At 72.9% G+C, this 26,148-nt stretch carries 24 protein-coding genes and 1 riboswitch; of the genes, 6 read left to right on the top strand and 18 right to left on the bottom strand.

The genetic code is table 11. From position 1 onward, the window contains the following. Nucleotides 1-123: 123 nt before the first annotated feature. Both ACZ7KF_RS12550 and ACZ7KF_RS12555 read left to right on the top strand, forming a co-directional pair. Nucleotides 124-696: a uridine kinase family protein gene (locus ACZ7KF_RS12550; protein ID WP_471073390.1), complete on the top strand. Its 573-nt coding sequence runs from the start codon at nt 124-126 to the stop codon at nt 694-696. A gap of 479 nt (nt 697-1,175) precedes the next feature. Further along, nucleotides 1,176-3,047 carry an AAA family ATPase gene (locus tag ACZ7KF_RS12555; RefSeq protein WP_471072434.1) on the top strand — a complete coding sequence of 624 codons (1,872 nt, stop codon included), beginning with the start codon at nt 1,176-1,178 and terminating at the stop codon, nt 3,045-3,047. A gap of 75 nt (nt 3,048-3,122) precedes the next feature. Here the strand turns inward: ACZ7KF_RS12555 and ACZ7KF_RS12560 are convergent, their stop codons facing one another. From ACZ7KF_RS12560 to ACZ7KF_RS12600, 9 genes are all read right to left on the bottom strand, one after another. Further along, the gene (locus ACZ7KF_RS12560) at nt 3,123-4,211 is read right to left on the bottom strand and encodes a hemolysin family protein (protein ID WP_471072437.1); all 1,089 of its coding nucleotides are present in this window, start codon (nt 4,209-4,211) and stop codon (nt 3,123-3,125) included. Further along, nucleotides 4,208-5,542, bottom strand: coding sequence for a hemolysin family protein (locus tag ACZ7KF_RS12565; RefSeq protein WP_471072440.1), 1,335 nt, complete (start codon nt 5,540-5,542; stop codon nt 4,208-4,210). Before ACZ7KF_RS12565 ends, ACZ7KF_RS12560 begins: the two co-directional genes overlap by 4 nt. Before the next feature lie 161 nt (nt 5,543-5,703). Further along, nucleotides 5,704-6,165: a PH domain-containing protein gene (locus tag ACZ7KF_RS12570; protein WP_471072443.1), complete on the bottom strand. Its 462-nt coding sequence runs from the start codon at nt 6,163-6,165 to the stop codon at nt 5,704-5,706. 17 nt (nt 6,166-6,182) lie between these two features. Next, nucleotides 6,183-7,040 (bottom strand): ATP phosphoribosyltransferase, encoded by an 858-nt coding sequence (hisG, locus tag ACZ7KF_RS12575; protein ID WP_471072446.1) that lies wholly within the window; start codon nt 7,038-7,040, stop codon nt 6,183-6,185. A gap of 55 nt (nt 7,041-7,095) precedes the next feature. Beyond that, complete coding sequence (locus ACZ7KF_RS12580; protein ID WP_026249121.1) at nt 7,096-7,368, bottom strand: phosphoribosyl-ATP diphosphatase; 273 nt, start codon at nt 7,366-7,368, stop codon at nt 7,096-7,098. A 34-nt stretch (nt 7,369-7,402) separates the two neighbouring features. Then, nucleotides 7,403-7,888, bottom strand: coding sequence for a 6,7-dimethyl-8-ribityllumazine synthase (gene ribH, locus ACZ7KF_RS12585; protein ID WP_471072449.1), 486 nt, complete (start codon nt 7,886-7,888; stop codon nt 7,403-7,405). A 36-nt stretch (nt 7,889-7,924) separates the two neighbouring features. Then, nucleotides 7,925-9,238, bottom strand: coding sequence for a bifunctional 3,4-dihydroxy-2-butanone-4-phosphate synthase/GTP cyclohydrolase II (locus ACZ7KF_RS12590; RefSeq protein ID WP_471072452.1), 1,314 nt, complete (start codon nt 9,236-9,238; stop codon nt 7,925-7,927). Then, a complete protein-coding gene (locus ACZ7KF_RS12595) occupies nt 9,235-9,873 on the bottom strand; it encodes a nicotinamide mononucleotide transporter family protein (protein WP_471072455.1) in 639 nt (212 codons plus the stop codon). The genes ACZ7KF_RS12590 and ACZ7KF_RS12595 overlap by 4 nt, the downstream gene beginning before the upstream one ends. Next, nucleotides 9,870-10,475: a riboflavin synthase gene (locus ACZ7KF_RS12600; RefSeq protein WP_471072458.1), complete on the bottom strand. Its 606-nt coding sequence runs from the start codon at nt 10,473-10,475 to the stop codon at nt 9,870-9,872. The genes ACZ7KF_RS12595 and ACZ7KF_RS12600 overlap by 4 nt, the downstream gene beginning before the upstream one ends. A gap of 163 nt (nt 10,476-10,638) precedes the next feature. Continuing rightward, a riboswitch (FMN riboswitch) is annotated at nt 10,639-10,769 on the bottom strand. A gap of 398 nt (nt 10,770-11,167) precedes the next feature. Between ACZ7KF_RS12600 and ACZ7KF_RS12605 the strand changes: the two genes are divergently transcribed. Beyond that, nucleotides 11,168-11,926 (top strand): SDR family oxidoreductase, encoded by a 759-nt coding sequence (locus ACZ7KF_RS12605; protein WP_471072461.1) that lies wholly within the window; start codon nt 11,168-11,170, stop codon nt 11,924-11,926. A gap of 286 nt (nt 11,927-12,212) precedes the next feature. Here ACZ7KF_RS12605 and ACZ7KF_RS12610 read toward each other — a convergent pair whose 3' ends face one another. Beyond that, nucleotides 12,213-13,451 carry an ROK family transcriptional regulator gene (locus ACZ7KF_RS12610; protein ID WP_471072464.1) on the bottom strand — a complete coding sequence of 413 codons (1,239 nt, stop codon included), beginning with the start codon at nt 13,449-13,451 and terminating at the stop codon, nt 12,213-12,215. 120 nt (nt 13,452-13,571) lie between these two features. On the opposite strand from ACZ7KF_RS12610, the gene ACZ7KF_RS12615 reads away from it, so the two are divergent. Next, complete coding sequence (locus ACZ7KF_RS12615) at nt 13,572-14,786, top strand: MFS transporter (protein WP_471072467.1); 1,215 nt, start codon at nt 13,572-13,574, stop codon at nt 14,784-14,786. Here the strand turns inward: ACZ7KF_RS12615 and ACZ7KF_RS12620 are convergent. Together ACZ7KF_RS12620 and ACZ7KF_RS12625 are read right to left on the bottom strand one after the other, a co-directional pair. Next, complete coding sequence (locus ACZ7KF_RS12620) at nt 14,746-15,204, bottom strand: acyl-CoA thioesterase (RefSeq protein WP_471072470.1); 459 nt, start codon at nt 15,202-15,204, stop codon at nt 14,746-14,748. The two genes, ACZ7KF_RS12615 and ACZ7KF_RS12620, sit on opposite strands and share 41 nt — an antisense overlap. A gap of 194 nt (nt 15,205-15,398) precedes the next feature. Further along, on the bottom strand, nt 15,399-16,655 hold the full coding sequence (locus ACZ7KF_RS12625) for an alginate lyase family protein (protein WP_471072473.1): 1,257 nt from the start codon (nt 16,653-16,655) through the stop codon (nt 15,399-15,401). 133 nt (nt 16,656-16,788) lie between these two features. On the opposite strand from ACZ7KF_RS12625, the gene ACZ7KF_RS12630 reads away from it, so the two are divergent. Both ACZ7KF_RS12630 and ACZ7KF_RS12635 read left to right on the top strand, forming a co-directional pair. Then, nucleotides 16,789-18,180, top strand: a complete 1,392-nt coding sequence (locus ACZ7KF_RS12630) for a uracil-xanthine permease family protein (protein WP_471072476.1) — start codon at nt 16,789-16,791, stop codon at nt 18,178-18,180. 233 nt (nt 18,181-18,413) lie between these two features. Then, nucleotides 18,414-19,100, top strand: coding sequence for a DUF5995 family protein (locus tag ACZ7KF_RS12635; protein WP_471072479.1), 687 nt, complete (start codon nt 18,414-18,416; stop codon nt 19,098-19,100). A gap of 141 nt (nt 19,101-19,241) precedes the next feature. Here ACZ7KF_RS12635 and ACZ7KF_RS12640 read toward each other — a convergent pair whose 3' ends face one another. The 6 genes from ACZ7KF_RS12640 to ACZ7KF_RS12665 form a co-directional block, all read right to left on the bottom strand. Then, a complete protein-coding gene (locus ACZ7KF_RS12640) occupies nt 19,242-20,939 on the bottom strand; it encodes a flavin monoamine oxidase family protein (protein ID WP_471072482.1) in 1,698 nt (565 codons plus the stop codon). Between the two features lie 52 nt (nt 20,940-20,991). After that, the gene (locus tag ACZ7KF_RS12645; RefSeq protein WP_471072485.1) at nt 20,992-21,780 is read right to left on the bottom strand and encodes a carbon-nitrogen hydrolase family protein; all 789 of its coding nucleotides are present in this window, start codon (nt 21,778-21,780) and stop codon (nt 20,992-20,994) included. A 195-nt stretch (nt 21,781-21,975) separates the two neighbouring features. Further along, nucleotides 21,976-22,356, bottom strand: coding sequence for a DUF742 domain-containing protein (locus ACZ7KF_RS12650; protein WP_471072488.1), 381 nt, complete (start codon nt 22,354-22,356; stop codon nt 21,976-21,978). Between the two features lie 7 nt (nt 22,357-22,363). Continuing rightward, a complete protein-coding gene (locus ACZ7KF_RS12655) occupies nt 22,364-22,801 on the bottom strand; it encodes a roadblock/LC7 domain-containing protein (RefSeq protein ID WP_471072491.1) in 438 nt (145 codons plus the stop codon). Beyond that, nucleotides 22,791-25,460, bottom strand: coding sequence for a sensor histidine kinase (locus ACZ7KF_RS12660; RefSeq protein WP_471072494.1), 2,670 nt, complete (start codon nt 25,458-25,460; stop codon nt 22,791-22,793). Before ACZ7KF_RS12660 ends, ACZ7KF_RS12655 begins: the two co-directional genes overlap by 11 nt. Before the next feature lie 217 nt (nt 25,461-25,677). Next, a complete protein-coding gene (locus ACZ7KF_RS12665) occupies nt 25,678-26,130 on the bottom strand; it encodes an Lrp/AsnC family transcriptional regulator (RefSeq protein ID WP_225821915.1) in 453 nt (150 codons plus the stop codon). Between the last annotated feature and the right edge of the window lie 18 nt (nt 26,131-26,148).

Consider the following 26,148-nt stretch of genomic DNA (forward strand, 5'->3'; position numbering starts at 1 on the left):
CCAGCCGATGGTTCAAGACGTGACTTTCCCGGGTCCACCGGCTCCCGCCGGCCCAACCGCCACGGGCCGCCACTAGACTGTTTCGCGGAAAACCCCCGCCCCCACCACACCTCGGGACGCGCCATTCACGACCTCGCCGCGCGGCTGCGCGAGCTCCCGCCCTCACTGGGACCGGTCCGGCTGATCGGCGTCGACGGGCACGCCGGCTCCGGGAAGTCCACGTTCGCGGGCCGGCTGGCGGAGGCGCTGGGCGGGGCTCCGGTGCTCCATCTCGACGACATCGCCAGCCATGAACGGCTGTTCGCCTGGACCGACCGGCTCATGACCCAGGTGATCGCCCCCCTGGCGCGCGGCGAGGGCGCCCGGTACACCCCCTACGACTGGCGGGCCCGCGCCTTCGGTGCCCCGCGCCCGCTGCCGGCCGCCCCCGTCGTCCTGCTCGAGGGCGTCGGCGCCGGACGCCGGGCGCTGCGGCCGCATCTCGCCCGGCTGCTGTGGATGGAGCTGCCCCGGGAGGAGTCCTGGGCGCGGGGCCGGCTGCGGGACGGGGCGGAGCAGGAGGAGTTCTGGGACGGCTGGGTCGCGGCGGAGCACGCGCACTTCGCCGCCGACCCCTCGCGCCCCCATGCCGATCTCCTGGTGCTGCAGCGACATAGGGGGTACGAGGTACTGCCGGGACCCGGGGCCACCCCCTGAATGCGCGCCCGATGTGACGCTGTGTGATGGACCGTCCGCGATGTGGTGAACCTGTGAAGAGCCATGCCGGACAACTTCTCCGAGTGCCCCAACTCTGCTTGACCCGGGGGCCGTACAGGACTTACGTTCTCAATGTGCGGCTTTCGGAGTCGCCCATCGACGCGAAGCCCCCGGTTGTTCCCCCGTGACCGGGGGCTTCGTTCTGCCCGCGGCACGGTTTCCCGGGCGCCTCGCGCACCGGTTCTCTCACCCTGGGTCACGAAACCCCGTGCGCCCCGTCTGCTCCCACCTCGCCGAACGGCCCGTGCGGCACCCTTCGGTACGCGCCCGTACCGCAGGTACGATGCCCTCGGTGCGACCTTCGAGCGGCTGCCTCGCGCACCGGCAACTCCGGTCCGCGGCACAGCGGTTCGACCGCGGCGGCCGTCGGGCGACTGCCCGGTGGTGAACCACGGGGGCACGGTCTGTGGGGGGACGTGATGGACTTCGGCACGCAGGGCCCCGAGGCCCCGGCCGACCTCGCCTGGCTGCGGGGGGTGGACGCCTACACGATGGGTGCCTACCCGCAGGCGGAGGAGGAGTTCCGCACCGCGGTGCGGATGGATCCCGGCATGGCGGACGCCTGGCTCGGACTGCACGCGCTGCGGGTCGACACGACCACGGCGCTGCTCAGGATGTTCCGGCACCGCGACCGCTTCGGCGAACAGCGCGCCCGGCACCGCCGCTCCCTCAACTCCTGGTACTGGCTGGGCTGGTGGGTGCAGCCGGTACTGGAGAGCCCGCGGGATCTGCTGCTGGCGCACGCCTCCCACTGGCTGGACGGCCGCCATGTGCCCGAGCTGGACCGTGCCCTCGCCGGGCTGCCCCCGGTCGACGCCGACGCGCAGGTCCGCTTCCTGCACGCCTGCCGGGCCTATCTGGTCAAGGACTGGGAGCAGCTGGTCCGGCACACCGACCCGCTGCTGGACGATCCCCTGCTCGGCATCGAGGCCGGCCTGTTCGGCGGCATGGCCCGGGTCCGGCTGGAGACGTACGGCCAGGCCGAGCCGCTGCTGTCGGCGGCGCTGATGCGGTGCCGCAGCGAGCAGCCGCAGCGCAAGGAGCTGCGGTACTGGCTGGCCCGGGCCCATGAGGGCACCGGCCGCAGCGCCGCCGCGCTCCCCCTGTACCGGGCGGTGCACCGGGTCGACCCGGCCTTCATGGACACCTCCGCCCGGCTCGCCGCGATCGCCGAGGGCGACGGGTACGACGACGCGGCCGACCTCGCCGCGCTCACACTGACCGGCGCCGGGCAGGACACGATGGACGGGCCGGACGGATTCGATCCGTTGTTCGGCACGGAGGGCCGGGACCTGCGGCTGCCGGAGCCCGATCTGCCGACCGGGCCGCTGCCGTCGGTGGCCGATCCCTCGGTCCGGACGAAGACAGGGGTGTCCGGGGCGTCCGCCTCGCCGATCCCGGCCGGGCCGACCGATCCCGCGTTACTGGAGGAGGCGCTCGCCGAGCTGGAGCGCATGGTGGGGCTCGAACCGGTGAAGCGCCAGGTCAAGGCCCTGTCCGCGCAGTTGAACATGGCGCGGCTGCGGGCGGGGCAGGGGCTGCCGGTGCAGCCGCCCAAGCGGCACTTCGTCTTCTCGGGCCCGTCCGGCACGGGCAAGACCACGGTCGCCCGCATCCTGGGCCGGGTGTTCTACGCCCTGGGCCTGCTCGGCGGCGACCACCTCGTGGAGGCCCAGCGCGCCGACCTGGTCGGCGAGTACCTCGGGCAGACGGCCGTGAAGGCCAACGAGCTGATCGACTCCGCGATCGGCGGGGTGCTGTTCGTGGACGAGGCGTACTCGCTGTCCAACTCCGGGTACGGCAAGGGGGACGCGTACGGCGACGAGGCGCTCCAGGTGCTGCTGAAGCGGGCCGAGGACAACCGGGACCACCTGGTGGTGATCCTGGCCGGCTACCCGGAGGGCATGGACCGGCTGCTCGCCGCCAACCCCGGCCTGTCCTCCCGGTTCACCACACGCGTCGACTTCCCGTCCTACCGGCCGCTGGAGCTCACCGAGATCGGCAAGGTCCTCGCGGCGGAGAACGGCGACCGCTGGGACGACGAGGCGCTGGAGGAGCTGCGGTCGATCGCCGGGCACGTGGTCGATCAGGGGTGGATCGACGAGCTGGGCAACGGGCGGTTCCTGCGGACGCTGTACGAGAAGAGCTGCGCGTACCGGGATCTGCGGCTGTCGACGTACGCCGGCGCGCTGTCCCGGGACGATCTGGCCACGCTGCGGCTGCCGGATCTGATGCAGGCGTACGGAGAGGTGCTGTCGGGGCGGGGGCCGCAGGACCCGCCAGGGTTGTGACGAACGTCCCGGAGGGGCGCGGGGAACCGCGCGAGCGGCTCCCCGCGACCGCGGGCGGCCACGGGCCAGGGGCCCCTAGGTGGCCAGCACCTCCTCCGGCTCCCCGTGCGTCCTCGGTTCCGTCAGCCTGACGTCGACCACCGCCCGGTGCGCCGGGTCCCGGACCTCTCCCACCAGCATCTCCAGGACGTCCTCCAGGGCGACCAGACCCAGCACCTTGCCGGTCGCGTCGGCCACCTGGGCCAGGTGCGTGGCCGCCCGGCGCAGCACGGTGAGGGCGTCGTCGAGCGGCAGCTCGGCGCGGAGCGTGGCCATGGGGCGCCACACCTGCTGCGGGACGGCCCGTTCGGAGTCCTCCAGGTCGAGGACGTCCTTCACGTGCACGTACCCCATGAAGGGGCCCTTCTCGGTCGCCGCGACCGGGAACCGGGAGTAGCCCGTGCGGGCCGTCAGCTCCACGATCTCCCCGGGCGTGACCGACGGGTCCACGGTGACCAGGGACTCCCGGCGCAGCAGGACGTCCGTCACCGGGCGGGAACCCAGTTCCAGGGCGTCCTCCAGGCGCTCCTGCTCCTCGGGGTCGAGGAGCCCCGCCTGACCGGAGTCCTCCAGCAGGCGGTTGAGCTGCTCGGTGGTGACGACGGCCTCCACCTCGTCCTTCGGCTCGACCCGGAACAGCCGCAGGATGCCCTGGGCGCAGGCGCCCAGAGCCGCCGTGATCGGCTTGCAGAGGCGGGCGAAGTACACCAGCCCCGGGCTGAGCCAGAGCGCCGCCTTCTCCGGCGCCGCCATGGCCAGGTTCTTCGGCACCATCTCGCCGATGACCAGGTGGAAGAAGACCACGGCGGCCAGGGCGATGACATAGCCGAGCGGGTGGATCACGCCGTGCGGCAGACGGATCCACTCGAACACCGGCTCCAGCAGGTGCGCCACCGTCGGCTCGGCGACCGCGCCGAGGGTCAGCGAGCAGACGGTGATACCGAACTGGGCGGCGGCCATCATCTGCGGCAGCCGCTCCAGGCCGTACAGCACCTGGCGGGCCCGGGCGGTGCCGAGCGGTTCGATCTGGCTGCGCCGGACGGACACGAGCGCGAACTCGGCGCCCACGAAGAGCCCGTTGGCGAGCACGAGCAACCCGGCGAAGACCAGTTGGAGGAGGCTCATCGGACGGCCTCCATCGCGTTCGCCACCGGGGCCGTCCTGACCAGGCGGACCCGTTCGGCGCGGTAGTGGCCGACCTGGCGGACCGAGAGCCGCCAGCCGGGCAGTTCGGCCCGGTCGCCGGGGGCCGGGATCCGGCCGAGCAGATCGGCGACCAGGCCGGCGACGGTCTCGTACGGCCCCTCGGGCACGTCCAGGCCTATGCGCTGGAGGATGTCGACGCGGCAGCTGCCGTCCACGTCCCAGGCGGGCCTGCCGTCCTCGGGCGGAGCGGGGGCCAGCTCGGGCGTGTCCTTGGCGTCGTGCTCGTCGCGGACCTCGCCGACCAGTTCCTCGACGATGTCCTCCAGGGTGACCACGCCGGCCGTGCCCCCGTACTCGTCCACGACGACCGCGATGGGCTGCTCGCTGCGCAGGCGCGCGAGCAGGGGCTGGACGGGCAGGGTCTCCGGGACCAGGAGCGCCTTGCGGGCGATACGGCCGACGGGGGTGCGCAGCCGGTCGTGGACCGGGACGGCCAGCGCGTCCTTGAGGTGGGCCATGCCGACGATCTCGTCGATCTTCTCCCGGTAGACGGGGAAGCGGGACAGGCCGGTGGCCCGGGTGAGGTTGACCACGTCCTCGGCGGTGGCCGAGTCCTGCAGGGCGCTCACCTTCACGCGCGGGGTCATGACGTGCTGTGCGGTCAGCTCGCCCAGGGACAGGGTGCGGACGAACAGGTCGGCCGTGTCCTGCTCCAGGGCGCCGGCCTGGGCGGAGTGCCGGGCCAGGGAGACGAGTTCGCCGGGGGTGCGGGCGGAGGCCAGCTCCTCGGCGGGTTCGACGCCGAGGGCGCGGACCAGCCGGTTGGCGACCGTGTTCAGCGCGGAGATCACCGGGCGGAACAGGCGGGCGAAGCGGTGCTGCGGGCCGGCGACGAAGCGCGCGACCTGGAGCGGCCGGGACACCGCCCAGTTCTTGGGCACGAGTTCGCCGATCACCATCTGGATCGCCGAGGCCAGCAGCATGCCGACGACCACGGCGATGCCGGACGCGGCCCCCTCGGGGATGCCGAGCGCGGCGAACGGGCCGCGCAGCAGCTCGGCCAGGGCCGGTTCGGCGAGCATGCCGACGACCAGGGAGGTGATGGTGATGCCGAGCTGGGTGCCGGAGAGCTGGAAGGACAGCTCCTTCAGCGATTCCACGACCGTACGGGCGCGGGCGTCGCCGTCGGCGGCGGCCTTCTCGGCGTCGGGACGCTCGACGGTCACCAGGCCGAACTCGGCCGCCACGAAGAATCCGTTGGCGAGGATCAGCAGGAACGCCGCTCCGAGGAGCAGCAGGGAGATGGTCACGCTGCCACCGCCTTCCCGGGTCGGGCAGGGGTGGCGCAGGTACTACAGGACGATCCGTCCATCGCCGGAGGGAGTCACTCCTCGGGTAGCAGGAACCCCCGTGCACCGGGCGGTGCGCAGGGGCGGAGGCGCAGCGAGACGGCCTCCGCCCACCAGATTAATCAAGACTCGGGCTCGTGCGGCAGGCCGGAGGAGTCCGAGTGGGCCTCGGCGAGGGCGCGGAGGGCCCTGGCGTCGGCGATGGCCCGCTGCTTGGCGACGCCCGGCTGGATGCCGAGCGCGGGCAGGCTGGTGCCGTCGCTGAGGTCGAGGAACACCCACGGGTCGCCCGGCCGGAGGTTCACCCGCAGGATCTCCGCCCAGGCCAGGCGCCGCTTGCGGAGGATGTTGACCACGGTGACGCCGGAGTCGTCGGCGACCACCTTCACCCGGGCCAGCTGGGCCAGGAACCAGAGGCAGAGCGCCCCGGTGAGGACGAAGGTGAGCCGGTCCCCCGGGCCGAGCTGCTCCAGCAGCACCGCGATCCCGGATATCACCACGAAGATCGCGACCCCGGCGGTGAGCAGGATCACTCGGGTGCGGCCCGGCCGGAAGGTGACGGGCAGAGTGGGCAGGTCGGTCATCGGTCGGCGTACCCCTCTTACAGGCGGCAGGCGTGGATGGCCGTGGTCAGGATGGCACGGGCGCCGATGGCGTAGAGGTCGTCCATGATCCGCTGCGCCTCCTTGGCGGGGACCATGGCGCGGACCGCGACCCAGCCCTCGTTGTGCAGCGGGGAGACGGTCGGGGACTCCAGGCCGGGGGTGAGCGCCACGGCCTTCTCCAGCTGCTCGACCCGGCAGTCGTAGTCCATCATCACGTAGGTCCGGGCGACCAGGACGCCCTGGAGGCGGCGCAGGAACTGCTGGGCCTTCGGCTCGGCGGTCTCGTCGGCGCCGGCGCCGGTGCGGCGGATGACGATCGCCTCGGACGTCATGATCGGCTCGCCGAAGACCTCCAGGCCCGCGTTGCGCAGGCTGGTGCCGGTCTCGACGACGTCGGCGATGACCTCGGCGACGCCCAGCTCGATGGCGGTCTCGACGGCGCCGTCCAGGTGGACGACGGAGGCGTCGATGCCGCTGTCGGCGAGGTGTCCCGCGACGATGCCCTCGTACGACGTGGCGACCGTCTTGCCCTTGAGGTCCTCGATGCCGCCGGCCGTGTCCGGCTTGGCGGCGAAGCGGAAGGTGGAGCGGGCGAAGCCGAGCGGCAGGATCTCCTCGGCGTCGGCACCCGAGTCGATCAGCAGGTCGCGGCCGGTGATGCCCAGGTCGAGGCGGCCGGAGGCGACGTAGATCGCGATGTCGCGGGGGCGGAGGTAGAAGAACTCGACCTCGTTCTCCGGGTCGACGATCCGCAGCTCTTTGGACTCGCGGCGCTGCTGGTAGCCGGCCTCATGCAGCATCTCCGCCGCAGGGCCGGACAGTGAACCCTTGTTGGGGACGGCGATGCGCAGCATGAGGTCGGCTTCCTTTGCGTGAAGGGGTTTTCTACGGCTTCTTACGGCAGGTGGGTCACAGGTGGGCGTAGACGTCGTCGAGGGAGATCCCACGGGCGACCATCATCACCTGGACGTGGTACAGGAGCTGCGAGATCTCCTCGGCAGCCGCTTCCTTGCCCTCGTACTCGGCGGCCATCCACACCTCGGCGGCCTCTTCGACGACCTTCTTGCCGATGGCATGGACGCCCTTGCCGACCAGCTCTGCGGTACGGGAAGTGGCGGGATCGCCGGTGGCGGCCTTGTGCTGGAGCTCGGTGAAGAGCTCCTCGAACGTCTTCTTGGACATGGTGCTGCCCACCCTACGCGGTTCGCGCGACTCCCTAGTGCCAGGGTTCAGATACTGAGCGCAGCGTGGCCGCGGTCGCCACGGCGGCCGTCACCGCCTCGTGGCCCTTGTCCTCGTTCGAGCCCTCCAGGCCGGCCCGGTCCAGGGCCTGCTCCTCGGTGTCGCAGGTGAGCACGCCGAAGCCGACGGGCACGCCGGTGTCGATGGAGACCTGGGTGAGGCCCTGGGTGACGCCCTGGCACACGTAGTCGAAGTGGGGGGTGCCACCGCGGATGACGACTCCGAGGGCGACCACGGCGTCGTAGCCGCGGCCCGCCAGGACCTTGGCGGCGACCGGCAGCTCGAAGCTGCCGGGCACCCGGATCAGGGTCGGCTCGTCGATGCCCAGTTCGTGCAGGGCGCGCAGGGCGCCGTTCACCAGACCGTCCATCACCTTCTCGTGCCACTGCGCCGCGATGACGGCGACCCGGAGGTCGCTCACGTTGCGTACGGACAGCTCCGGTGCACCCTTGCCGCTCACGTCTCTCCTCAGTGCTTTCTCTTGCTGGGCTTGCTCTTACTGATTGCCGCAGGTGGCCGCGGACGCGGCCGTGGAGGCCGGCACGGCGGGCGTGTCGAGCCAGGGCAGGTCGTGTCCCATCCGGTCCCGCTTGGTGCGCAGGTAGCGGAGGTTGTGCTCCCCGGCCTGGACGGGCATCGGCTCGCGGCCGGTGACGCGCAGGCCGTGGCGCAGCAGCGCGTCGGCCTTGTCGGGGTTGTTGGTCAGCAGCCGGACGCCGCGGACGCCGAGGTCGGCGAGGATCTGCGCGCCGGCGCCGTAGTCGCGGGCGTCGGCGGGCAGGCCGAGTTCCAGGTTGGCGTCCAGCGTGTCGCGGCCCTGCTCCTGCAGCTCGTAGGCGCGCAGCTTGGAGAGCAGGCCGATGCCGCGTCCCTCGTGTCCGCGCAGGTAGACGACGACTCCGCGACCCTCGGCCTGGATGCGTTCGAGCGCGGTGTCCAGCTGGGGGCCGCAGTCGCAGCGCAGGGAGCCGAAGACGTCGCCGGTGAGGCATTCGGAGTGGACGCGGACCAGGACGTCCTCGCCGTCGCCGATCTCGCCGTGGACGAGAGCGACGTGCTCGACGCCGTCGAGGGCGGACCGGTAGCCGTAGGCGGTGAACGTGCCGTGCCGGGTGGGCAGGCGGGTCTCGGCCTCGCGGCGGACGGTGGGCTCGCTGCCGCGGCGGTAGGCGATCAGGTCCTCGATGGAGATGATCGTCAGGCCGTGCTTGCGGGCGAACGGGATCAGCTCGGGCAGCCGCAGCATCCGGCCGTCCTCGCCGGCGATCTCCACGATGGCGCCGGCCGGGCGCAGGCCCGCGAGCCGGGCGAGGTCGACGGCGGCCTCGGTGTGGCCGTTGCGCACCAGGACGCCGCCGGGGCGGGCGCGCAGCGGGAAGACATGGCCGGGGCGGACGAGGTCGGTGGGCTCGGCGGTGCCGCCGGCGAGCAGTTGGAGGGTGGTGGCGCGGTCGGCGGCCGAGATGCCGGTGGTCACGCCGTGGGCGGCGGAGGCGTCCACGGAGACCGTGAACGCGGTCTTCATCGACTCCGTGTTGTCCTCGACCATCTGCGGCAGCCGCAGCCGGTCGAGTTCCTCGCCCTCCATGGGGGCGCAGATCAGGCCCCGGCACTCGCTCATCATGAAGGCGACGATCTCGGGGGTCGCCTTCTCGGCGGCGATCACGAGGTCGCCCTCGTTCTCCCGGTCCTCGTCGTCGACGACGACCACGGGGCGGCCCGCGGCGATGTCCGCGATGGCCTGTTCGACCGGGTCGAGGGTGAAGTCCTCGATGTCGTCGGTGCCGTACAGCAGCGGTGCCGAGGTCATGCCGGCGCTCCTTCCAGTGCGGGCTGCGGGCCCTTGCGGGAGCGCAGCCACCAGTCGCGCATGCCCCACAGGACGAGTGCGCCGTAGAGGATGTAGACGAAGCCGGAGAAGGCGTAGCCGTTGGCGAAGTTGAGGGGGACGCCGACGAGGTCGACGAGCAGCCAGGCGAACCAGAACTCCACCATGCCCTTGGCCTGGGCGTACATGGCGACGACCGTGCCGACGAAGATGTAGGCGTCGGGCCAGGGGTCCCAGGAGAGCTTCGGGTACGCCGTGAAGAGCAGGGCGACGGCGACCGTGCCGACGGCGGCCGCGGCGAGCATCGCGCCGCGCTCGCGCCAGCCGGCGAAGCGGACGGTGATACGGCCGTCGGTCCCGTCCTTGCCGCGCTGCCACTGCCACCAGCCGTACAGGGCGACGGCCATGACGACGGCCTGCTTGCCGGCGCTGCCGGTGAGGTGGCCGTAGAAGGCGGAGAAGAGCACGAGGCCGGACAGGAACTGCACGGGCCAGGTCCACAGGGAGCGGCGCCAGCCCAGGGCGAGGGCGATCAGGCCGAGGATGTTGCCGACCATGTCCGACCAGATGATGTGCTGGCCGAAGAGGGTGAACGCCTCGGAGTTGAGCCGGTTCACCGGTTGACCCCCTGCCCGGCCGCGAGCAGCCGCTCGACGTACTTGGCGATGACGTCCACTTCGAGGTTGACCGGGTCGCCGGGCTGCTTCACGCCGAGCGTGGTGAGGGCGAGGGTGGTCGGGATGAGGCTGACGGTGAAGTGGTCGGGGCCCGCGTCCACGACGGTGAGGCTGATGCCGTCGACGGTGATGGAGCCCTTCTCCACGACGTAGCGGGAGAGTTCGGCGGGCAGGGAGATCTTCACGATCTCCCAGTGTTCGGAGGGCGTGCGCTCCAGGACCTCGCCGGTGCCGTCCACGTGCCCCTGCACGATGTGGCCGCCGAGGCGGGCGCCGACGGCGGTGGGGCGTTCCAGGTTGACGCGGGAGCCGACGGTGAGCGCGCCCAGGCTGGAGCGGTTGAGGGTCTCGGCCATGACGTCGGCGGTGAACTCGTCACCCTCGTGCTCGACGACGGTGAGACAGACTCCGTTCACGGCGATGGAGTCGCCGTGCTGCGCGCCCTCGGTCACGACGGGGCCGCGGAGCCGGAATCGGGAGGCGTCGCCGAGATTCTCGACGGCGGTGACCTCACCCAGCTCTTCGACGATTCCGGTGAACACTTCCCGGGTCCTCCTGCCTCTTGGGGCACGGACTCCGGGGCCTGTCGATGACGACAGAGGATACGGATGAGCACACACCGGGGGCGTCGCCGGAAACGGACACGTCCGCACGGGGACGAGTCCAGATACGGCGGCGCGCACACGGAGAACGCATGCCCGCCCGCCACGCACTGCCTCCCATCCGGACTTTAACCGTCGGTCCAGGAATTCCACCTGGTCAACCGGCCGCTGGAAGCGACCGGGTCGCGGACTATAACCGCCGGTTCGGACTTTCACCGACCCCGGAGTGCGCTGCTTCTGGTACAGGGCCAGTGTGCCACGCCCGGCACGCGTCCATACGAGTGATCGGTGTGGGCTCGCTCACAGTGCGTGTCGGTGATTTCGTGCGACGGGGCCACCCCGGCCAACCGGCCACCGCCGGTACGGCGTTGACCTGGTCCGGACCATTGACCGTACTGGTCTAGTCCTTTTAGGGTGCGGACGGGTCCGGCGGCGGTGACGACGGCCCTTGCCCGCCGCCGGGCCGTCAGGGCGGCCGTGAGAGCAGCGCGCTCGGCCGGCCTGTCCGGCCTGCCCCGCCCGTCCGGAAGAAGTCGCCGGAGGATGTCACGTTTCCGGGTGACCGTCCCGTCCCTTCGGCGAAGGGTGCTCCAGCGGGGAGTGCCCGGGGGTCCGAAAGGGCGGAGAACGGCATGACCACGATCCTGGTGACCGGCGGAACCGGAACCCTCGGCCGGCTCGTCACGGAGCGGTTGCGGGCGGACGGGCACGAGGTGCGGGTGCTCAGCCGGCACACCCGGCCGTACGCCGTCGACCTGCGCACCGGCGGTACCGGCCTGGACGCCGCGCTGGCCGGTGTGGACACGGTCGTCCACTGCGCGAGCACGCCGCGGGGCGGCGACGAGCGGGCGGCCCGCAACCTGGTCGAGGCGGCCCGGCGGGCGGGGGTGGGCCATCTCGTGTACATCTCCATCGTCGGCGTCGACCGGGTGCCGCTCGGCTACTACCGGGCCAAGTTGGCGGTGGAGCGGCTGATCGAGGAGTCGGGGCTGGGCTGGACCGTGCTGCGGGCCACCCAGTTCCACGACCTGCTGGTCACGCTCTTCGACGGCCTGGCCAAGTCGCCGGTCATGGTGGTCCCGGCGGGAGTCGGGGACCAGCCGGTCGAGGTCGCCGAGGTGGCGGAGCGGCTGGTGGAGCTGGCGCTCGGGGCACCCGCCGGACGGGTTCCGGACCTGGCCGGCCCCGAGGTCCGCGCGCTGGACTCGCTGGCCCGCGCCTGGCTGCGGGCGACCGGCCGGCGCCGCCCGATGGTGCGGGTGCCGCTGTTCGGGAGGACGTACCGCGCCTTCCGCGCGGGCGGCCACCTGGCGCCGGACCGGGCGGACGGCAAGGTGACCTTCGAGGACTACCTGACGCGACGGTTCGGGGACCGGGGCGGACGGGGCTGAGGACGCGGGGCGGACGGGGCTGAGGACGCGGGGCGGACGGGGCTGAGGACGCGGGGCGCCCGGAGGCCGAGGACGCGCACCGAGGGGCGTGCCGCGCCCCTGGGGGCGCGGTGCACCCCGGGCGTCCGGCAGCCGGGGAGGGCGCGTCGGGCGCCGGGCGCCGCCGTCCCCGCCGGTGCCGACCGGCACGCCGGGAGCCGACCGGGGCGCCCGCCGGTGACATGACGCGCTCAGCGCGTCCGGCCGGGGGGTCAGGGACGGCAACCGGCCCCGGAAGACGGGGACATCAGGGTCCCGCGGTTCCGCTCGCCGACGGTGAGAAGACGTCGTCCTGGGCCCGCTCCCTGGCCGTCAGCAGGGCTCCGCGCAGGACCGCGGCACCCCCGAGGGTGCTTGCGCGCACCTGCGTGGCGAGCGGCGACATCCGGCGCAGCCGGGCCTCCACGAGGCCGGCCAGGACCTCTCCCCCGGCCTGGCCGACCTCGCCGCCGAGCACGACGCGCCCCGGGTCGAGGACGGCGACGACGGAGGCGGCGCCGATCGCGATCCGGTCGGCGAGGGCCTCCAGGAAGCGGCCGGCACCGGCTCCCGGGGACGTATCGCCCGGCCGCTCCGTCACCGCCGCGACCGCCGCCACCGCGCCCCGGACCACCGCGGCCGCGCCCGGACCGTCCGCGGTGTCCGGCGCCGGCAGACCGGACTCCCCGGCCAGGGCGGCGATCGCCGCGGCACCGGTCAGCGAGTGGAAGCCCCCCTCGCAGTCCGTCGCCGAAGGCAGCGACGCCGTGCCCGGAACCGGCAGGAAGCCGATCTCGCCGGTACCGCCGGAGGCGCCGCGGCGCAGGGTGCCGTCCAGGACGACCGCGGCACCGACGCCGTGGCCCAGCCAGAGCAGGACGAAGGTGTCCCGGTCCTGGGCGGCGCCCTCCCGCTGCTCGGCCAGGGCGGCCAGGTTGGTCTCGTTCTCGACGGTGATGCGGACGCCGGGCAGCCGGTCCTGGAGGGCGGCGGCCAGGCTGCGGTGCCAGGCGGGCAGGCCGACCGAGTCCCTGAGGTCGCCGGTGGCCGGGTCGATCAGTCCCGGCGCGCCGATGCCGACGGTGTGCAGCCGGTCGGCGCCCGCCTCCTTCAGGGCGCTCTCCACCGCGGCCACCGCCTGCTCCACGGCGGGCCCGGTCCCGGCGTCCCCGCCGATCGGCACGGACGCCTCGGCGAGCACCCGCCCGACCAGGTCGGAGACCAGGACGAAGACCCCCTCGGTGCGGACGTCGAGCGCGGCGAGGTGGGCGCGGTCGGCGACGATGCCGTAGAGCCGGGCGTTGGGGCCCCGGCGCTGTTCGCCGGACTCGCCGACCACCGTGATCAGCCCGGCGGCCGTGAGCCGGTCGACCAGGTCGGCGACCGACGGCCGGGACAGTCCGGTCAGCTGCTTCAACTGCCCTGCCGTGAGCGGGCCGTCCTGCTGCAACAGGCGCAGGGCCAGCCGGTCGTTGAGGGCCCGGGCGGTGCTCGGGGATGCGGGCATGACGGGAATCCTCCCAGACGCGGGCGGCCGGGCTGCTCACTATCTATCAGGCAGGGTCCCTGATAGTTTACGCCGGTGCCGCGAGGGCGCGGCGGGGAACTCCTGCGGAGGAGCCGGATCATGAGTGACGTGGGTCACGCGCACGACGAGGTCAGGCGCGCCCGGTACGCCGTGGCGGCCGTGTTCGCCGTGCACGGCGCCGTGACCGGTTCGTTCGCGACGCGCGTGCCGTGGGTCCAGGAGCACACCTCGCTCGGCGCGGGCCGGCTGGGGTTGGCGCTGGCCTTCACGGCGTTCGGCGCCTCGTGCGCGATGCCGCTGGCGGGGCGGATCAGCCACCGCTTCGGCAGCCGTACGGCGCTGCGCGGCCTGCTGGCGCTGTGGACGCTGTCCCTCACCCTGCCGTCCCTCGCGCCGAACCTGGTCACCCTGTGCCTGGCGATGTTCACCTACGGCGCGACCGCGGGCATGGCCGACGTCGCGATGAACGCGCTCGGCGTGGAGGTCGAGCGGCTGCTCGAAAAGTCGATCATGTCGGGGCTGCACGGCATGTGGAGCGCGGGCGCCCTGGTCGGTTCGGCGGCCGGGACCCTGGCCGCGCATCTGGGCGCCGACGCGCGCCTGCACTTCGCCCTCACGTCGGCCGTCCTCACCGTGCTCGGGTTCGTTGCCTGCGGCTGGGTGCTGGACCTCCAGCCCGCCGAGGACGAGGAACCGCCCCCGCGGTTCGCGCTGCCGCCGCGGTCCGCGCTGCTGATCGGCGCGGTCGGCTTCTGCGCGGTGTTCGCCGAGGGGGCCAGCCTGGACTGGTCGGCGGTGTTCCTGCGGGACCGGCTGGGCAGCTCGGCGGGGCTGGCGGCGGCCTCCACGACCGGGTTCATGCTGACCATGGCGGTGGCCCGGATCGCCGGCGACGCGGTGGTGAACCGCTTCGGCGCGGTCCGCACCGTGCGGGCCGGCGGTGTCCTGGCCGCGGTCGGCGGGCTGCTGATCGTGTTCGCCGGGCATCCCGCGGTGGCGATGGGCGGGTTCGCGCTGATGGGCCTCGGCATCGCGGTGGTCGTGCCGCTCTGCTTCGCCGCGGCCGGGCACGCCGGCCCCAACCCCAGTCAGGCCATCGCGGGCGTGGCGACCATCACCTACACCTCGGGGCTGATCGCGCCGAGCCTGATCGGCGGCGTGGCCCAGGCGACCGACCTGATGGTGTCCTTCTGCGTGGTGACGGCGCTGACCTGCGGGCTCGCGGTGTTCGCGGGCGTGCTGCGCACCGCCGAGCGCCGGGGCGGCGGGAAGGTCAGTCCGCGGGCCGCAGCAGTGCCCGACCCGCGGCCCTGAAGGACTCGCTCCAGGGCGCGGGGCGCATGGTCGTCGCGTCCAGCCGGACCAGCACGCGGGTGCCCCGGGCGTAGGTCTCGGTCCCGTCGGCCGAGCAGAACCGGAAGCCGTAGGTGAGACCGGTGGTGCCGAGCCGTTCCAGCCAGAGGTGGACGGCGTAGGAGCCGGGGCGGGTGACCGGCGCCTCGTAGCCGATGCGCAGTTCCCGGACCGCGTTGCAGGCGTCGCCGGCCGCCGCCCAGTCACCGTCGAAGCGCACGCCGTACTCGTTCCACAGCTCGGTCCAGGCGCGCTCGACCATTAGCGGGTAGCGGGCATTGTGCAGGAGCCCGAGCGCGTCGAGGTCGTCGAAGTGGACGGTGACGGGGATCAGCCGGCCATGGGCGACGGCGGGGGCGATCGGGGCTTCGGCGGTCACGGGAAGGGCTCCTGAGCTGCGCTGGTGGGGTGGCGGCACCCCCGTACGCCACCATACTAAGCGACCGCTCAGGATCCCGGCCGGGAAGCCCCCCAGGTCAGCGCGGGTCGGCGCTGTCGCGTACCGTCGGCGCTGTTCCGTACGGTCGGCGCTGTTCCGTACGGTCGGCGCTGTTCCGTACGGGTCGGCGCGGGTCAGCCCGCTATCGAGTCCAGCTGCTCGGCGGCGGGCCGCAGCGCCCAGAGGTCTCCCCCGGGCGGCGCCTGGAGCCTGGGCACGGCCGCCGCTGCCGCCGCGTCACCGGCGTCGGCCGCCGCGTGCACCACGTCGGTCGCCGCGTACCGGTGGAACTCCAGCTCGGGGTGGGGCCAGGCGGTGGCGCCGGTCGCGGCCGGCAGCAGATAGTCGACCGCCTTGAACAGCCCCCGCCCGTCCGGGCCCCGGTGCTCCCACAGGTTCACGCCCATGTGCCGGCCGATGGCCGCGAGCCGGGTGTAGGCGACCAGGTCGAAGGTCGAGTAGTGCCAGCTGCGGGTGCGGGCGAGTTCCTGCGGCTGGCTGCCGTCGGCCGCGATCTGCGGGTCGATCCGCCCGGCCCGCGCGTCCAGCACGGTCCGCCTGGCCAGGCCGGTGTCACCGGTGGCGTAGGCGAGAGCGGCGAGCTGGAGGTCGTAGAAGGTGCCGTGGTTGTTGGCGGCGGCGCCCTCCTGCTCGCCGAAGTCGCTGTTCTTCAGCCAGCCGAGGAAGTCCTTGTTCCACTTGTCCATCGCGGCCCGGTCCTCGGCCGTCCAGCCGGGTGCGCCGGCGGCGAGGATCGCCTGCGCGTCCAGCACGCTGGTGTACGACTGCGAGAAGTCGATGATGCCGATGGCCCGGCCGTCGTACATGCACGGGATGAACTGGGCGTGGTCCAGCTCGGGGTTCATCCGGGTGGCCGGGTCCAGGAACCAGGTGCGCAGGATCCGCGCGGCCTTCTCGGCGTAGACGGACCTGCCCGTGTAGTACCAGGCGAGCGAGAGGTCGTACGTCGAGTCGAAGACCTTCTCCGCGTCCTGCCGGTCCGTGCCGCTGTCGACCTCCGGATTGCGCTGCCCGTCGCGCTGGACGTACGGGCAGCCCCAGGGATCGTCGGCGGTGGGGGTGGTCGTGGGCCACCAGTAGGGCGCCTGGCTGAGGTAGTCGTGCACATCGCCGCCGGGGGCGGGTCTCGGCTTGTCGACGACCGTCCAGGGACCCTGGTCCAGCCAGGCGTCCGCACGGGCGGCCAGGCCGGCGACGGCGCGCCGGAGCGCGGGGTCGTGGGCCACGCGGGCCCGGGTCCGTTCGAGACGGGCGCCGTCGAGGACGGCGGTCCGCGGGGACGGGGGCGCGGCGTGGGTGGACGGGACGAGCAGGGCCCCGGACAGCACCACCACGACCGACACCACGACCGCACGGAATCTTCCACTCATCGAGGACTCCGATCCACTACTGATCAGATATGTGAACTCAGTTCACGAGTAGGACCGTGCGAGCGTAGAGCCGCCGGTTACCCCTGACAATGGTGCGGACCGTCTTCACGTACGCAAGAAAGCGAAACCCACCATGGACCTCGGCGTGCGCTGGAAACTGCACGGTGACGGGCGCACGCCCGCACCCGGAGCGGTGGTACGCCCCGACGAACGGCTCTCCTGGCCCCGCACCGTGGGCCTGGGCGCCCAGCACGTGGTCGCCATGTTCGGAGCGTCCTTCGTCGCCCCGGTATTGATGGGCCTGGACCCCAACCTCGCGATCATGATGTCCGGTGTCTCGACCGTGATCTTCCTGCTCGCCACCCGCGGCCGGGTGCCGAGCTACCTCGGCTGCTCCCTGTCGTTCGTGGGCGTGGCCGCCGTGATCCGCGCCCAGGGCGGGACGAGCGCGACCGTGACCGGCGCGGTCTTCGTCGTCGGCGCCGTGCTGTTCCTGGTGGGCCTCGCCGTGCAGCGTTTCGGCGCCCGGATCATCCATGCCGCGATGCCGCCGATCGTCACCGGTGCGGTCGTCATGCTGATCGGCTTCAACCTGGCCCCGGTGACCGCGTCGACCTACTGGCCGCAGGACCAGTGGACGGCCCTGCTGGTGATGCTCTTCACCGGCCTGGCGGTCGTCTGCCTGCGTGGCTTCTGGTCCCGCATCGCGATCTTCCTCGGCCTGCTCTTCGGGTACGGCCTCTCCTGGGCGTCCGACCGGATCTTCGGGAAGATCCACTCGGTGGACGCGAGCGGCAAGCTCACCGACCACTGGCGGCTGGACCTCTCCGGCGTCTCCAAGGCCGACTGGATCGGCCTGCCCGCCTTCCACGGACCGTCCTTCCAGTGGTCGGCGATCCTGGTCGCGCTGCCGGTGGTGATCGCCCTGGTCGCCGAGAACGCGGGCCATGTCAAGGCGGTCGGCGAGATGACCGGGGACCCGCTGGACGACAAGCTCGGCACGGCGATCTCGGCGGACGGGGTCGGCTCCATGCTGTCGACGGCCGTCGGCGGCCCGCCGAACACCACCTACTCGGAGAACATCGGCGTGATGGCCGCGACCCGCGTCTACTCCACCGCCGCCTACTGGGCCGCCGCCGGGTTCGCCCTGCTGTTCGGCGTCTGCCCGAAGTTCGGCGCGATCGTGGCCGCCATCCCGGGCGGCGTCCTGGGCGGCATCACCGTCATCCTGTACGGCATGATCGGGCTGCTCGGCGCCCAGATCTGGATCAACGCCAAGGTGGACCTGCGCAACCCGCTGAACCTGGTCCCGGCCGCCGCGGGCATCATCATCGGCGTCGGCAACGTCACCATGAAGTTCACCGACACCTTCTCGCTCAGCGGCATCGCGCTCGGCACGCTGGTCGTCATCACCGGCTACCACGCACTGCGCGCCTTCGCCCCGGCCCATCTGAAGAAGCAGGAGCCGCTGCTGGACGAGGGCACCTCCTCCTACGACGCCGAGGCACCGCGGGCCAACCCCTAGGGCCTCTCGTTTGGATCATGCCGGGCTCGCGGGCCCTGGCACCGCGCCTCGCCGCGTTGTCGTCGGTTGCCGTGGCTCCGCCATGGCGCCCTCCTCCGCCTTGCGACGCACGGCACCAGACCCCGCTCCCTGATCCGGCCTGATCCACACGAAAGACCCTGGCGTTCCCTCGTTCCGGCGAAGCACCCGGCCGGTCGGCACACCGGCCGGCCGCGGGCTGGGACCCTTCCCCCATGGCGCAGCCGGCACACCTCATCACCCCCGTCGACGCCGTCGTCGCGCGGATGCGCGCGCTCGACACGGCCCTCCCCGCGCGGGACGGCGTCGCCGTGTTCAACCGCGTCTACCTCGCCGTCACCGAGGAGGTCGACCGGCGCCTGGACGCCGGGGAGTTCTCTGACCCGCGCGCGGCGACCGCGCTGGACGTGCGGTTCGCCGAGCGCTACCTGGCGGCGGTCGACGCGGCTGCCGCGGACCGCCGTCCGCCCGCCTGCTGGCGGCCCCTGTTCCAGCTCCGCCGCCATCCAGGGGTGCGGCCGTTGCAGTTCGCGCTGGCCGGCATCAACGCGCACATCGGGCACGACCTGGCGCTGGCCGTGGTCGACGCCTGCCAGGCGCTCCGCTGCGCACCGGCCGACCTGGAGGACGAGTTCGACCGCGTCGGCGATCTCCTGGTGTCGCTGGAGGAGCGCATTCGCGAGGAGCTGATGCCGGGCCCCGACCTGCTCCAGATCGCCGACCCGCTCACCCATCTGCTGGGCTCCTGGAGCCTGGAGCGCGCCCGGGACGCGACCTGGGCGACGGCCCGTGCCCTGTGGGCGCTGCGGCACTGCGCCGACGTCGCCGAGGAATTCACCGAACGGCTGGACGCGGCGGTGGGATTCGCGGGCCGCATGCTGCTGACACCGCTCCCCGGCTGACGCGCGGGCGTCTCCGCCTCCGCCTCCGCCTCCCGGCCGAGGGTCGGCTGCGGCGGCCGCGGACAGGTCGCCGAGGTGTGGGAAAAGGCGTGGGCGGCCGGAGTCCGAGGCCGGCCGCCCACGCCCTGGTCCGTGCCCGGGTCAGTCCTCGGGCAGTTCCACCGGTGCGATCTCGTCGTAGACGTCACCCGGGCCCGGGTTCGTCGTGTCGGTCTCGCCGCCGAAGTGGTGCATCACGCCCCAGACCGCGTTCAGCGCGGTCTGGATCGCGCCCTCGGCCCAGCCCGCCGTCCAGGAGATGTCGTCGCCGGCGAGGAAGATGCCCCGCTTGTCCTCCGGCAGCCGGTCCTGCATGAAGTGGGTGAACAGGCGCCGCTGGTAGCGGTAGTGACCGGGCAGGTTGGCCTTGAACGCGCCCATGAAGTAGGGCTCGTTCTCCCAGGAGACGGTCACCGGGTTGCCGATGATGTGCTTCCTGATGTCGACCTTCGGGTAGATCTCGCCGAGCGACTTCAGCATGACCTCCATCCGCTCGTTCGCGGACAGCGGCAGCCACTTCAGGCTGTCGTCGCACCAGGTGTAGGACAGGCAGATCACGGCGGGCTTGTCCGGGCCGTCGTCCAGCAGGTAGGTGCCGCGGGTCATGCGGTCGGTGAGCGTCATCGACATGACGTCCCGGCCGGTCTCCTCGTCCTTGTCCAGCCAGAACGGCCGGTCGACGGGCACGAAGAGCTTGGAGGACTCCATGTAGTGGGTGCGCTCGATCGCCGTCCAGTGGTCGATCGGGAACAGCGAGTCGTCACAGGCGATCTTGGACAGCAGCATCCAGGACTGGGCGGTGAAGATCGCCGCCTTGTAGGTACGGATGTCGCCGTTCGCGTCGGTCACGGTGATCTGGTTGCCCGCGGTGCGGTGCAGCCGGGTCACGGCCGGCTTGGGCTCGCCGTCCACGTGCAGGGACTTCAGCGAGGTGCCGTACGGCCAGTGGACGATCTTCTCCGGCTCGCGCTCCCACAGGCGCAGCGGCAGCTGCTGGGAGCCGCCGACGATGCCGCGGTGGTGGTCGTCGGCCTCGGTGTAGACGACGCGCAGGATCTCCAGGATGGAGTTCGGGAAGTCGGTGTCCCAGCCGCCGGTGCCGAAGCCGACCTGGCCGAAGATCTCGCGGTGCCGGAAGGACTTGAAGGCCTCGGAGTCGCAGAGGAACCCGTAGAAGGTCTGGTTGTCGAGCTTCTCGACGAGCTGCGCCCAGATCTCGCGGATGCGCGGGACGTCCCGCTCGCGCATCGCGCGGTTCATGTCGGAGAAGTCGGCGCCGTCTTCGAGGCACTTGTTCCAGGCGTCGGCGACGTCCCGGTAGACCTGGGGGAGGTCGTCGACCGACTCGGCGTAGTGCGACTCGCCCTTGAGGTCCACGACGGTCGAGGGGGTGGCCTCGGCCAGCGGGTTCGGGAAGGGCCGGGTCTCCAGGCCCACCATGTCGATGTAGTGCTGGAGCGCGGTGGAGGACGGCGGGAAGCGCATCGCGCCCATCTCCGCGGTCAGCGACTCGTCGCAGCCCTCGAAGCCGACCGTGCGGAGCCGGCCGCCGATCTGGTCGGCCTCGTAGACGACGGGCTTGAGGCCCATCTTCATCAGCTCGTACGCGGCCACGATGCCGGACAGACCGCCGCCGATGATCGCGACCTCGGTGCCGTGCTCGGTCGCCGGGACCTGGCCGAGGCCCGCCGGGTGGGCGAGGAAGTCGTCGTAGGCGTAGGGGAAGTCCGGGCCGAACATGGTGATCGGCGGCTGCTGCTCGTCGTTGTGCTCGACGGCGTTGGGCACCGTGGACGTCATGGGGTACGGACTCCTTGCACGAGGTGAAACTGGGGGGAGGCTTCGGGGCGGCTCAGACGAGGGAGCCGTACAGACCGGGGCGGCGGTCCTTCAGGTACGGGTTGTTCTCCCGGGAGGCGGCCAGGAAGGCGGGGTCGGCGTCCGCGAGCACCAGCTGCTCGGCGCGGCCGGCGCGGGTGCGGGCCACGCCGTCGGGGCCGGCGAGGACGGAGAGGCCGACGAACTCGAACTCCTCCTCCTGACCCACCCGGTTGACGTACGCGACGTACATCTGGTTCTCGAAGGCGCGCACCGGGATCATCGACTCGGCGACGAACTGGAAGGGGTGCATCTGCGCGGTCGGGACGACGAGGAGGTCGGTGCCGGCCAGGGCGTGGGCGCGGACGTTCTCCGGGAACTCGACGTCGTAGCAGATCAGCAGGCCCACGGTGAGGCCGTTCAGCTCGGCCTGGACGACCTGCTGCCCGCCCGGCGTGAAGTGGTCGCGCTCGAAGCAGCCGAAGAGATGGGTCTTGCGGTAGTTCGCGAGCCGGGTGCCGTCGGCGGAGATCAGCTGGGCGGAGTTGAAGACGGCCTCGCCGTCGCGCTCCGGGTAGCCGTAGACGATCGCCAGGCCGTGCCGGGTGGCGATCTCGGCGATCGCGTCGGCGGAGTCGCCGTCGGCGGGCTCGGCGAGGCGGGCGATGCCGTCGCCGATCGCGTACCCGGTGAGGAACATCTCCGGCGCGGCCAGCAGCCCGGCGCCGCCGGCGGCGGCCCGGCCCGCGGCCTCGTCGAGAACCTTGAGGTTCTCGGCGAGGGAACCGGGGCGGCCGGAGCTCTGGAGCAGGGCGGTGCGCATGCGGGATCCTCACCGGTACGGGGGGTTTTGGGGGGCCAGAAAGAAGGTACGGTCGGGGCGCTCGGCCGGACAAGAAGGAGCCGTTGCGCGCCGGTGCGCGGTTCGTTGCGTGCAGCGGGGGTCGGGCGGCGATTCGTTGCGCGCCCGGTGCCCGGAGCCCGCCCCGGCCGGGGAGAGCCCGCCGGTACCGGCCCGCTAGATCTCCCGGAGCCGCGCCACGATCTCCTTCAGCAGCGCGGGATCGGCGGCCGGACCGTCGGCCGGCGGCCGGCGGGGCGGGTCCACGCGGATCAGCCCGGCCCCCGCCAGGTCGCCCAGCAGGACGCGGACGACGGTCAGGGGCAGGTCGGCGTCGGCAGCCAGCTCGACCACGGGACGCGGGCCGCGCCCGATCAGGTCGAGCAGGGACGCCCGCGCGTGGTCGAGGACGGCGCCCGGTTCGTCGGTCTCCAGCGCGGTGACCCGGGACATCAGGTCGACGGCATGCCGGCCGTCGGGCCGGGTACGGCCCCGGGTCACCGTGTAGGGGCGCACCATCGACCCGGTCTCGTCCTCGTACCAGTGCTCGTCGCTCACCGTGGGATCAGGAGGTGGTGCGGCCGGCGGCGTCCAGGTGGCGGCCGAGACGGCGGACGAGCAGGGCCATCTCGTGGGCGAGCTGGCCGACGTCGGTGCGGGCCTCGCTGAGCACGGCGAGCCGGCTGCCGTGCCCGGCCGGGGTGATGAAGAGGTAGGCGTCGTCCAGCATCACCATGGTCTGCCGCACCGCCCCCGCGGCGAACCGCTCCCCCGCCGACCGGGCCAGGCCGTGGAAGCCGGAACAGACGGCGGCCAGATGCTCGACGTCCCTCCGGCGCATCCCGTCCGAGGTGCTGAGCGGGAGGCCGTCGGCGGTGAGCAGCACGGCCTGGCGGACGTGCTCGGTGCGCTCCACGAGGTCGTCCAGCAGCCAGCCGAGATCCGTACCGGGCGCCCCCGCGGGCGCGGCGGGCTGCTCCGGGGTCTGCTCGTCACCGTGCATGGTCGGTGTCCGTCCCTTCATCGGCGGGGGTGGTCGCGGTGCCCGCGCCGGCACCTGTGTCGGCGCCGGACGCGGCGTGGGCGTCGGGGGGCGGGGGCAGGCCGTCGCGGCCGGCGTGGGCGTCGGGAGGCGAGGGCAGGCCTTTGCGCCCGCGGTCCAGGCCGCGCTGGAAGGCTCCGAAGATCGCCCGCATCTCCTCGGGACCGACCTCACGCCCGCCCGTACCGCCACGCGGCGCCGGATCGTCCCGCAGTTCGGCGACGAGGGACGCCTGCCGGGTACGGGTGGGCAGGGCGGGGGCGGGGGCCGAGGCGGGGTCGGGTCCGGAAGCGGAGGTGGGGCCGGGCGCGCTGTCGGACGTGGACCGAGACGCCGTGTCGGCGGGCGCGGCACCGGCGGGCTCGGGGCGGGGGTCGGCGCCGGCAGGTCTGGGGGCGGAGGCCGCGCGGGCGGGCGTGGCACCGGAGGCCGTGCCGGCGGGCGTCGGCTTGTGCCGCTTCCGTGACGGCAGCTCCAGCACCTTGCCCGGCTCGTCGACCGGCGCTTCGCCCGGCCCGTCGACCGGCACCTCATCGGACACCCCGGCCGGCATGCCGCCCGGCTCTCCACCGGACACCGCACCCGGCACCTGCATGGGCACCCCGTCCGGCACCGGCACCGGCACCGCGCCATCGGGCCGCACTCCGCCGTCCCCGCCGTCCGCCCGTGCCGGCCCTGAATCCTCGCCCTTCCCCCTCTTCCTCTCCCTCTCCCCCTCCGCCAGCACCGTCGAGGGCAGCCGCACCACCGCTGTCGTCCCTCCGTACGGGGAGTCCCGCAGGGTGACCTCGATGCCGTGCCGGGCGGCGAGGCGGCCCACCACGTAGAGGCCGAGCCGGTCGTGCCGGGTGGGGTCGAAGGCGTCGGGATCGGTGAGGGTCCGCTGGGCGGCGGCCCGCGCCTCCGCGTCGAGGCCGAGACCGCGGTCGTCGATCTCCACCACGAACCCGTTGCCGACCCGCCCGGTGCGCAGGGTGACCCGGGTGTGCGGCGGCGAGAACACCGTGGCGTTCTCCAGCAGCTCGGCGATCAGATGGACGACGTCGGCGACCGCGTCCGCCGCCACCCCCGCCTCCGGCATCGGCGGCACGACCACGCGCGCGTAGTCCTCGATCTCACCGACGGCGGAGGCGACGACGTCCGCGACCGGTACGGGGCCGCGCCAGCGGCGGCCGGGCGCGGCCCCGGAGAGGATGATCAGGCTCTCGGCGTGCCGGCGCATACGGGTGGTCAGATGGTCGATGCGGAACAGTTCGCGCAGCACGTCCGGGTCCTCGGTGCGCCGCTCCAGGGTGTCGACGAGCTTCAGCTGCCGGTGCACCAGCGCCTGGTTGCGGCGCGCGATGGTGAGGAGCACCGCGAACTGACCCCGGCGCAGGCCGGCCTGCTGGACCGCGGCCTCCACGGCGGCCAGCCGCGCGGCGTTGAAGGACCGGCCGACCTGCCCGATCTCGTCGTCGCGGACCTCGTCGGCGGCGAGCGGTGGCGCCTCCGTCACCGCGTCCACGTCCTCGCCCGCGCTCAACCGCCGCATGACGTCGGGCAGCTGCGCCTGCGTCAGCAGGTCGGCGGCGTCCCGCAGGCTCTCCAGCCGGCGTGAGATCCGCCGGGCCCCGCGCACCGCGAACCACAGCGAGAGCCCCACGGCGGCCAGCCCGGCGGCGCCCACCACGGCCGCCTTGGCCAGCTCCCGGTAGGCGAAGTCGCGACCGCGGGCCGCGGAGTTCTCCGCCGCGCGCGTGCACAGCCGCATGTACCGCTTGACGGCCCGGTCCGTGGTCGACCGCCAGGTGTCCGCCGCGACGGCCTTCCCGGCCCCGGCGGCCCCGGCCCGCAGCAGCGCGTCCTCGCCCCGCACCAGTGAGCGGTGCCGGTCGTCGCGCCGGAACTCCTCGAACAGGGCGCGCGAGTCGGCGGGCAGATCGGGCACGTAGGTCCGCTCGAAGACGCGCCGGTCCTCGATGGTCGCGGTGAGGACGTCGTACTGCCGGCCGGTCAGGGTGCCGGCCGCCCGTGCCCCGGCGACCAGCGCGTCCTCGCGGGAGACGAACTCGCGTACCCGGACCAGTTCGACGACGACCTGCGCCTCGCGGGCGAGCTGCCCGGCCTGGAGGGCGGTGAGCGTGGACTGCACGTCGAAGCCGGGTTCCACGAGCGCGCTGTACTCGTCGACGGCCCGGTCCCAGGAGATGTCCCGGGTCAGCACGCGCGAGCGCAGCCTCTCCAGCCTGCCGGTCGCGGCGAGCACGGCGTCCAGGGCCTGCCGCTGCCGCCGGGTGAGCCGGTCACGGTCGCCGTCCCGGATGGCCTGCCGCATGGCGTCGACGGCCCGGTCGGTGCGGCGCTGCTGGCCGAGCAGGTTCCCGGCGGTGGCCGGGTCGGGGCGGCCGCCCAGGTAGGCGGCGGACATCCGGCGCTCGATCTGGATCTGCCCGATCGCGGTGTCCACCGGGGTGCCGAAGTCCTCGTACACCCCCTGGAGGCGGACCAGTGCGCGCAGTTCGGCGGTGACGGACACCATGGCGAAGCTCCACAGGGCCATCAGGGCGAGGACCGGGGCGAGCGCGAGTGCCACGATCCGCGCGCGGACGGTGCGGGGACGGCCGAGGGGCCAGCGCATGGGATACCTGCCGGTGTTACCAGTCAGTAGAGTGCGGGACAACCTACGGGACGGTCACCCCGCACCGCAATGGTGACCTGCGGTAACCCCAGGCCGGACAGCCGACAGGGCGAAGGCGGTGAGCACCGTGGATCCGCGCCCGGCCGACGACCGGGCGGCCCGAGCCGGAATCCGCCCTCACCCCGGCGCCCCCGAAGACCCGAGCCGGGTTCCGCCCTTACCCCGGCGCCCCCGAGGAGAAGCGGCGCAGCAAGGGCGACAGCACCAGCACCGACTTGGTCCGCTCCACGAACGGCTCGCCGGCGATACGCTCCAGCACCCGTTCGAAGTGACGCATGTCGGACGCGAAGACCTGCGCGATCGCGTCCGCGTCGCCGGTGACGGTCGACGCGGCCACGACCTCCTGGTACCGCTCCAGCCCCCGCTGGATCGTCTCCGGAGACGTGTTGCTCCGGCAGTAGATCTCGATGTATCCCTCGGTCTCCCAGCCGAGGGCCGCCGGATCCACCCGGACGGTGAATCCGGTGATGGCTCCGGTGGCCCGCAGCCGGTCCACGCGCCGCTTCACCGCGGGGGCGGACAGGCCGATCATCTGCCCGATGTCCGCGTAGGAGCGGCGGGCGTCCTCGGCGAGGGCGTGCACGATGCGTTCGTCGAGATCGTTCAGCACAGGGGGTGGTTCACTTCT

The sequence above is a fragment of the Streptomyces sp. NPDC038200 genome (assembly GCF_055600785.1).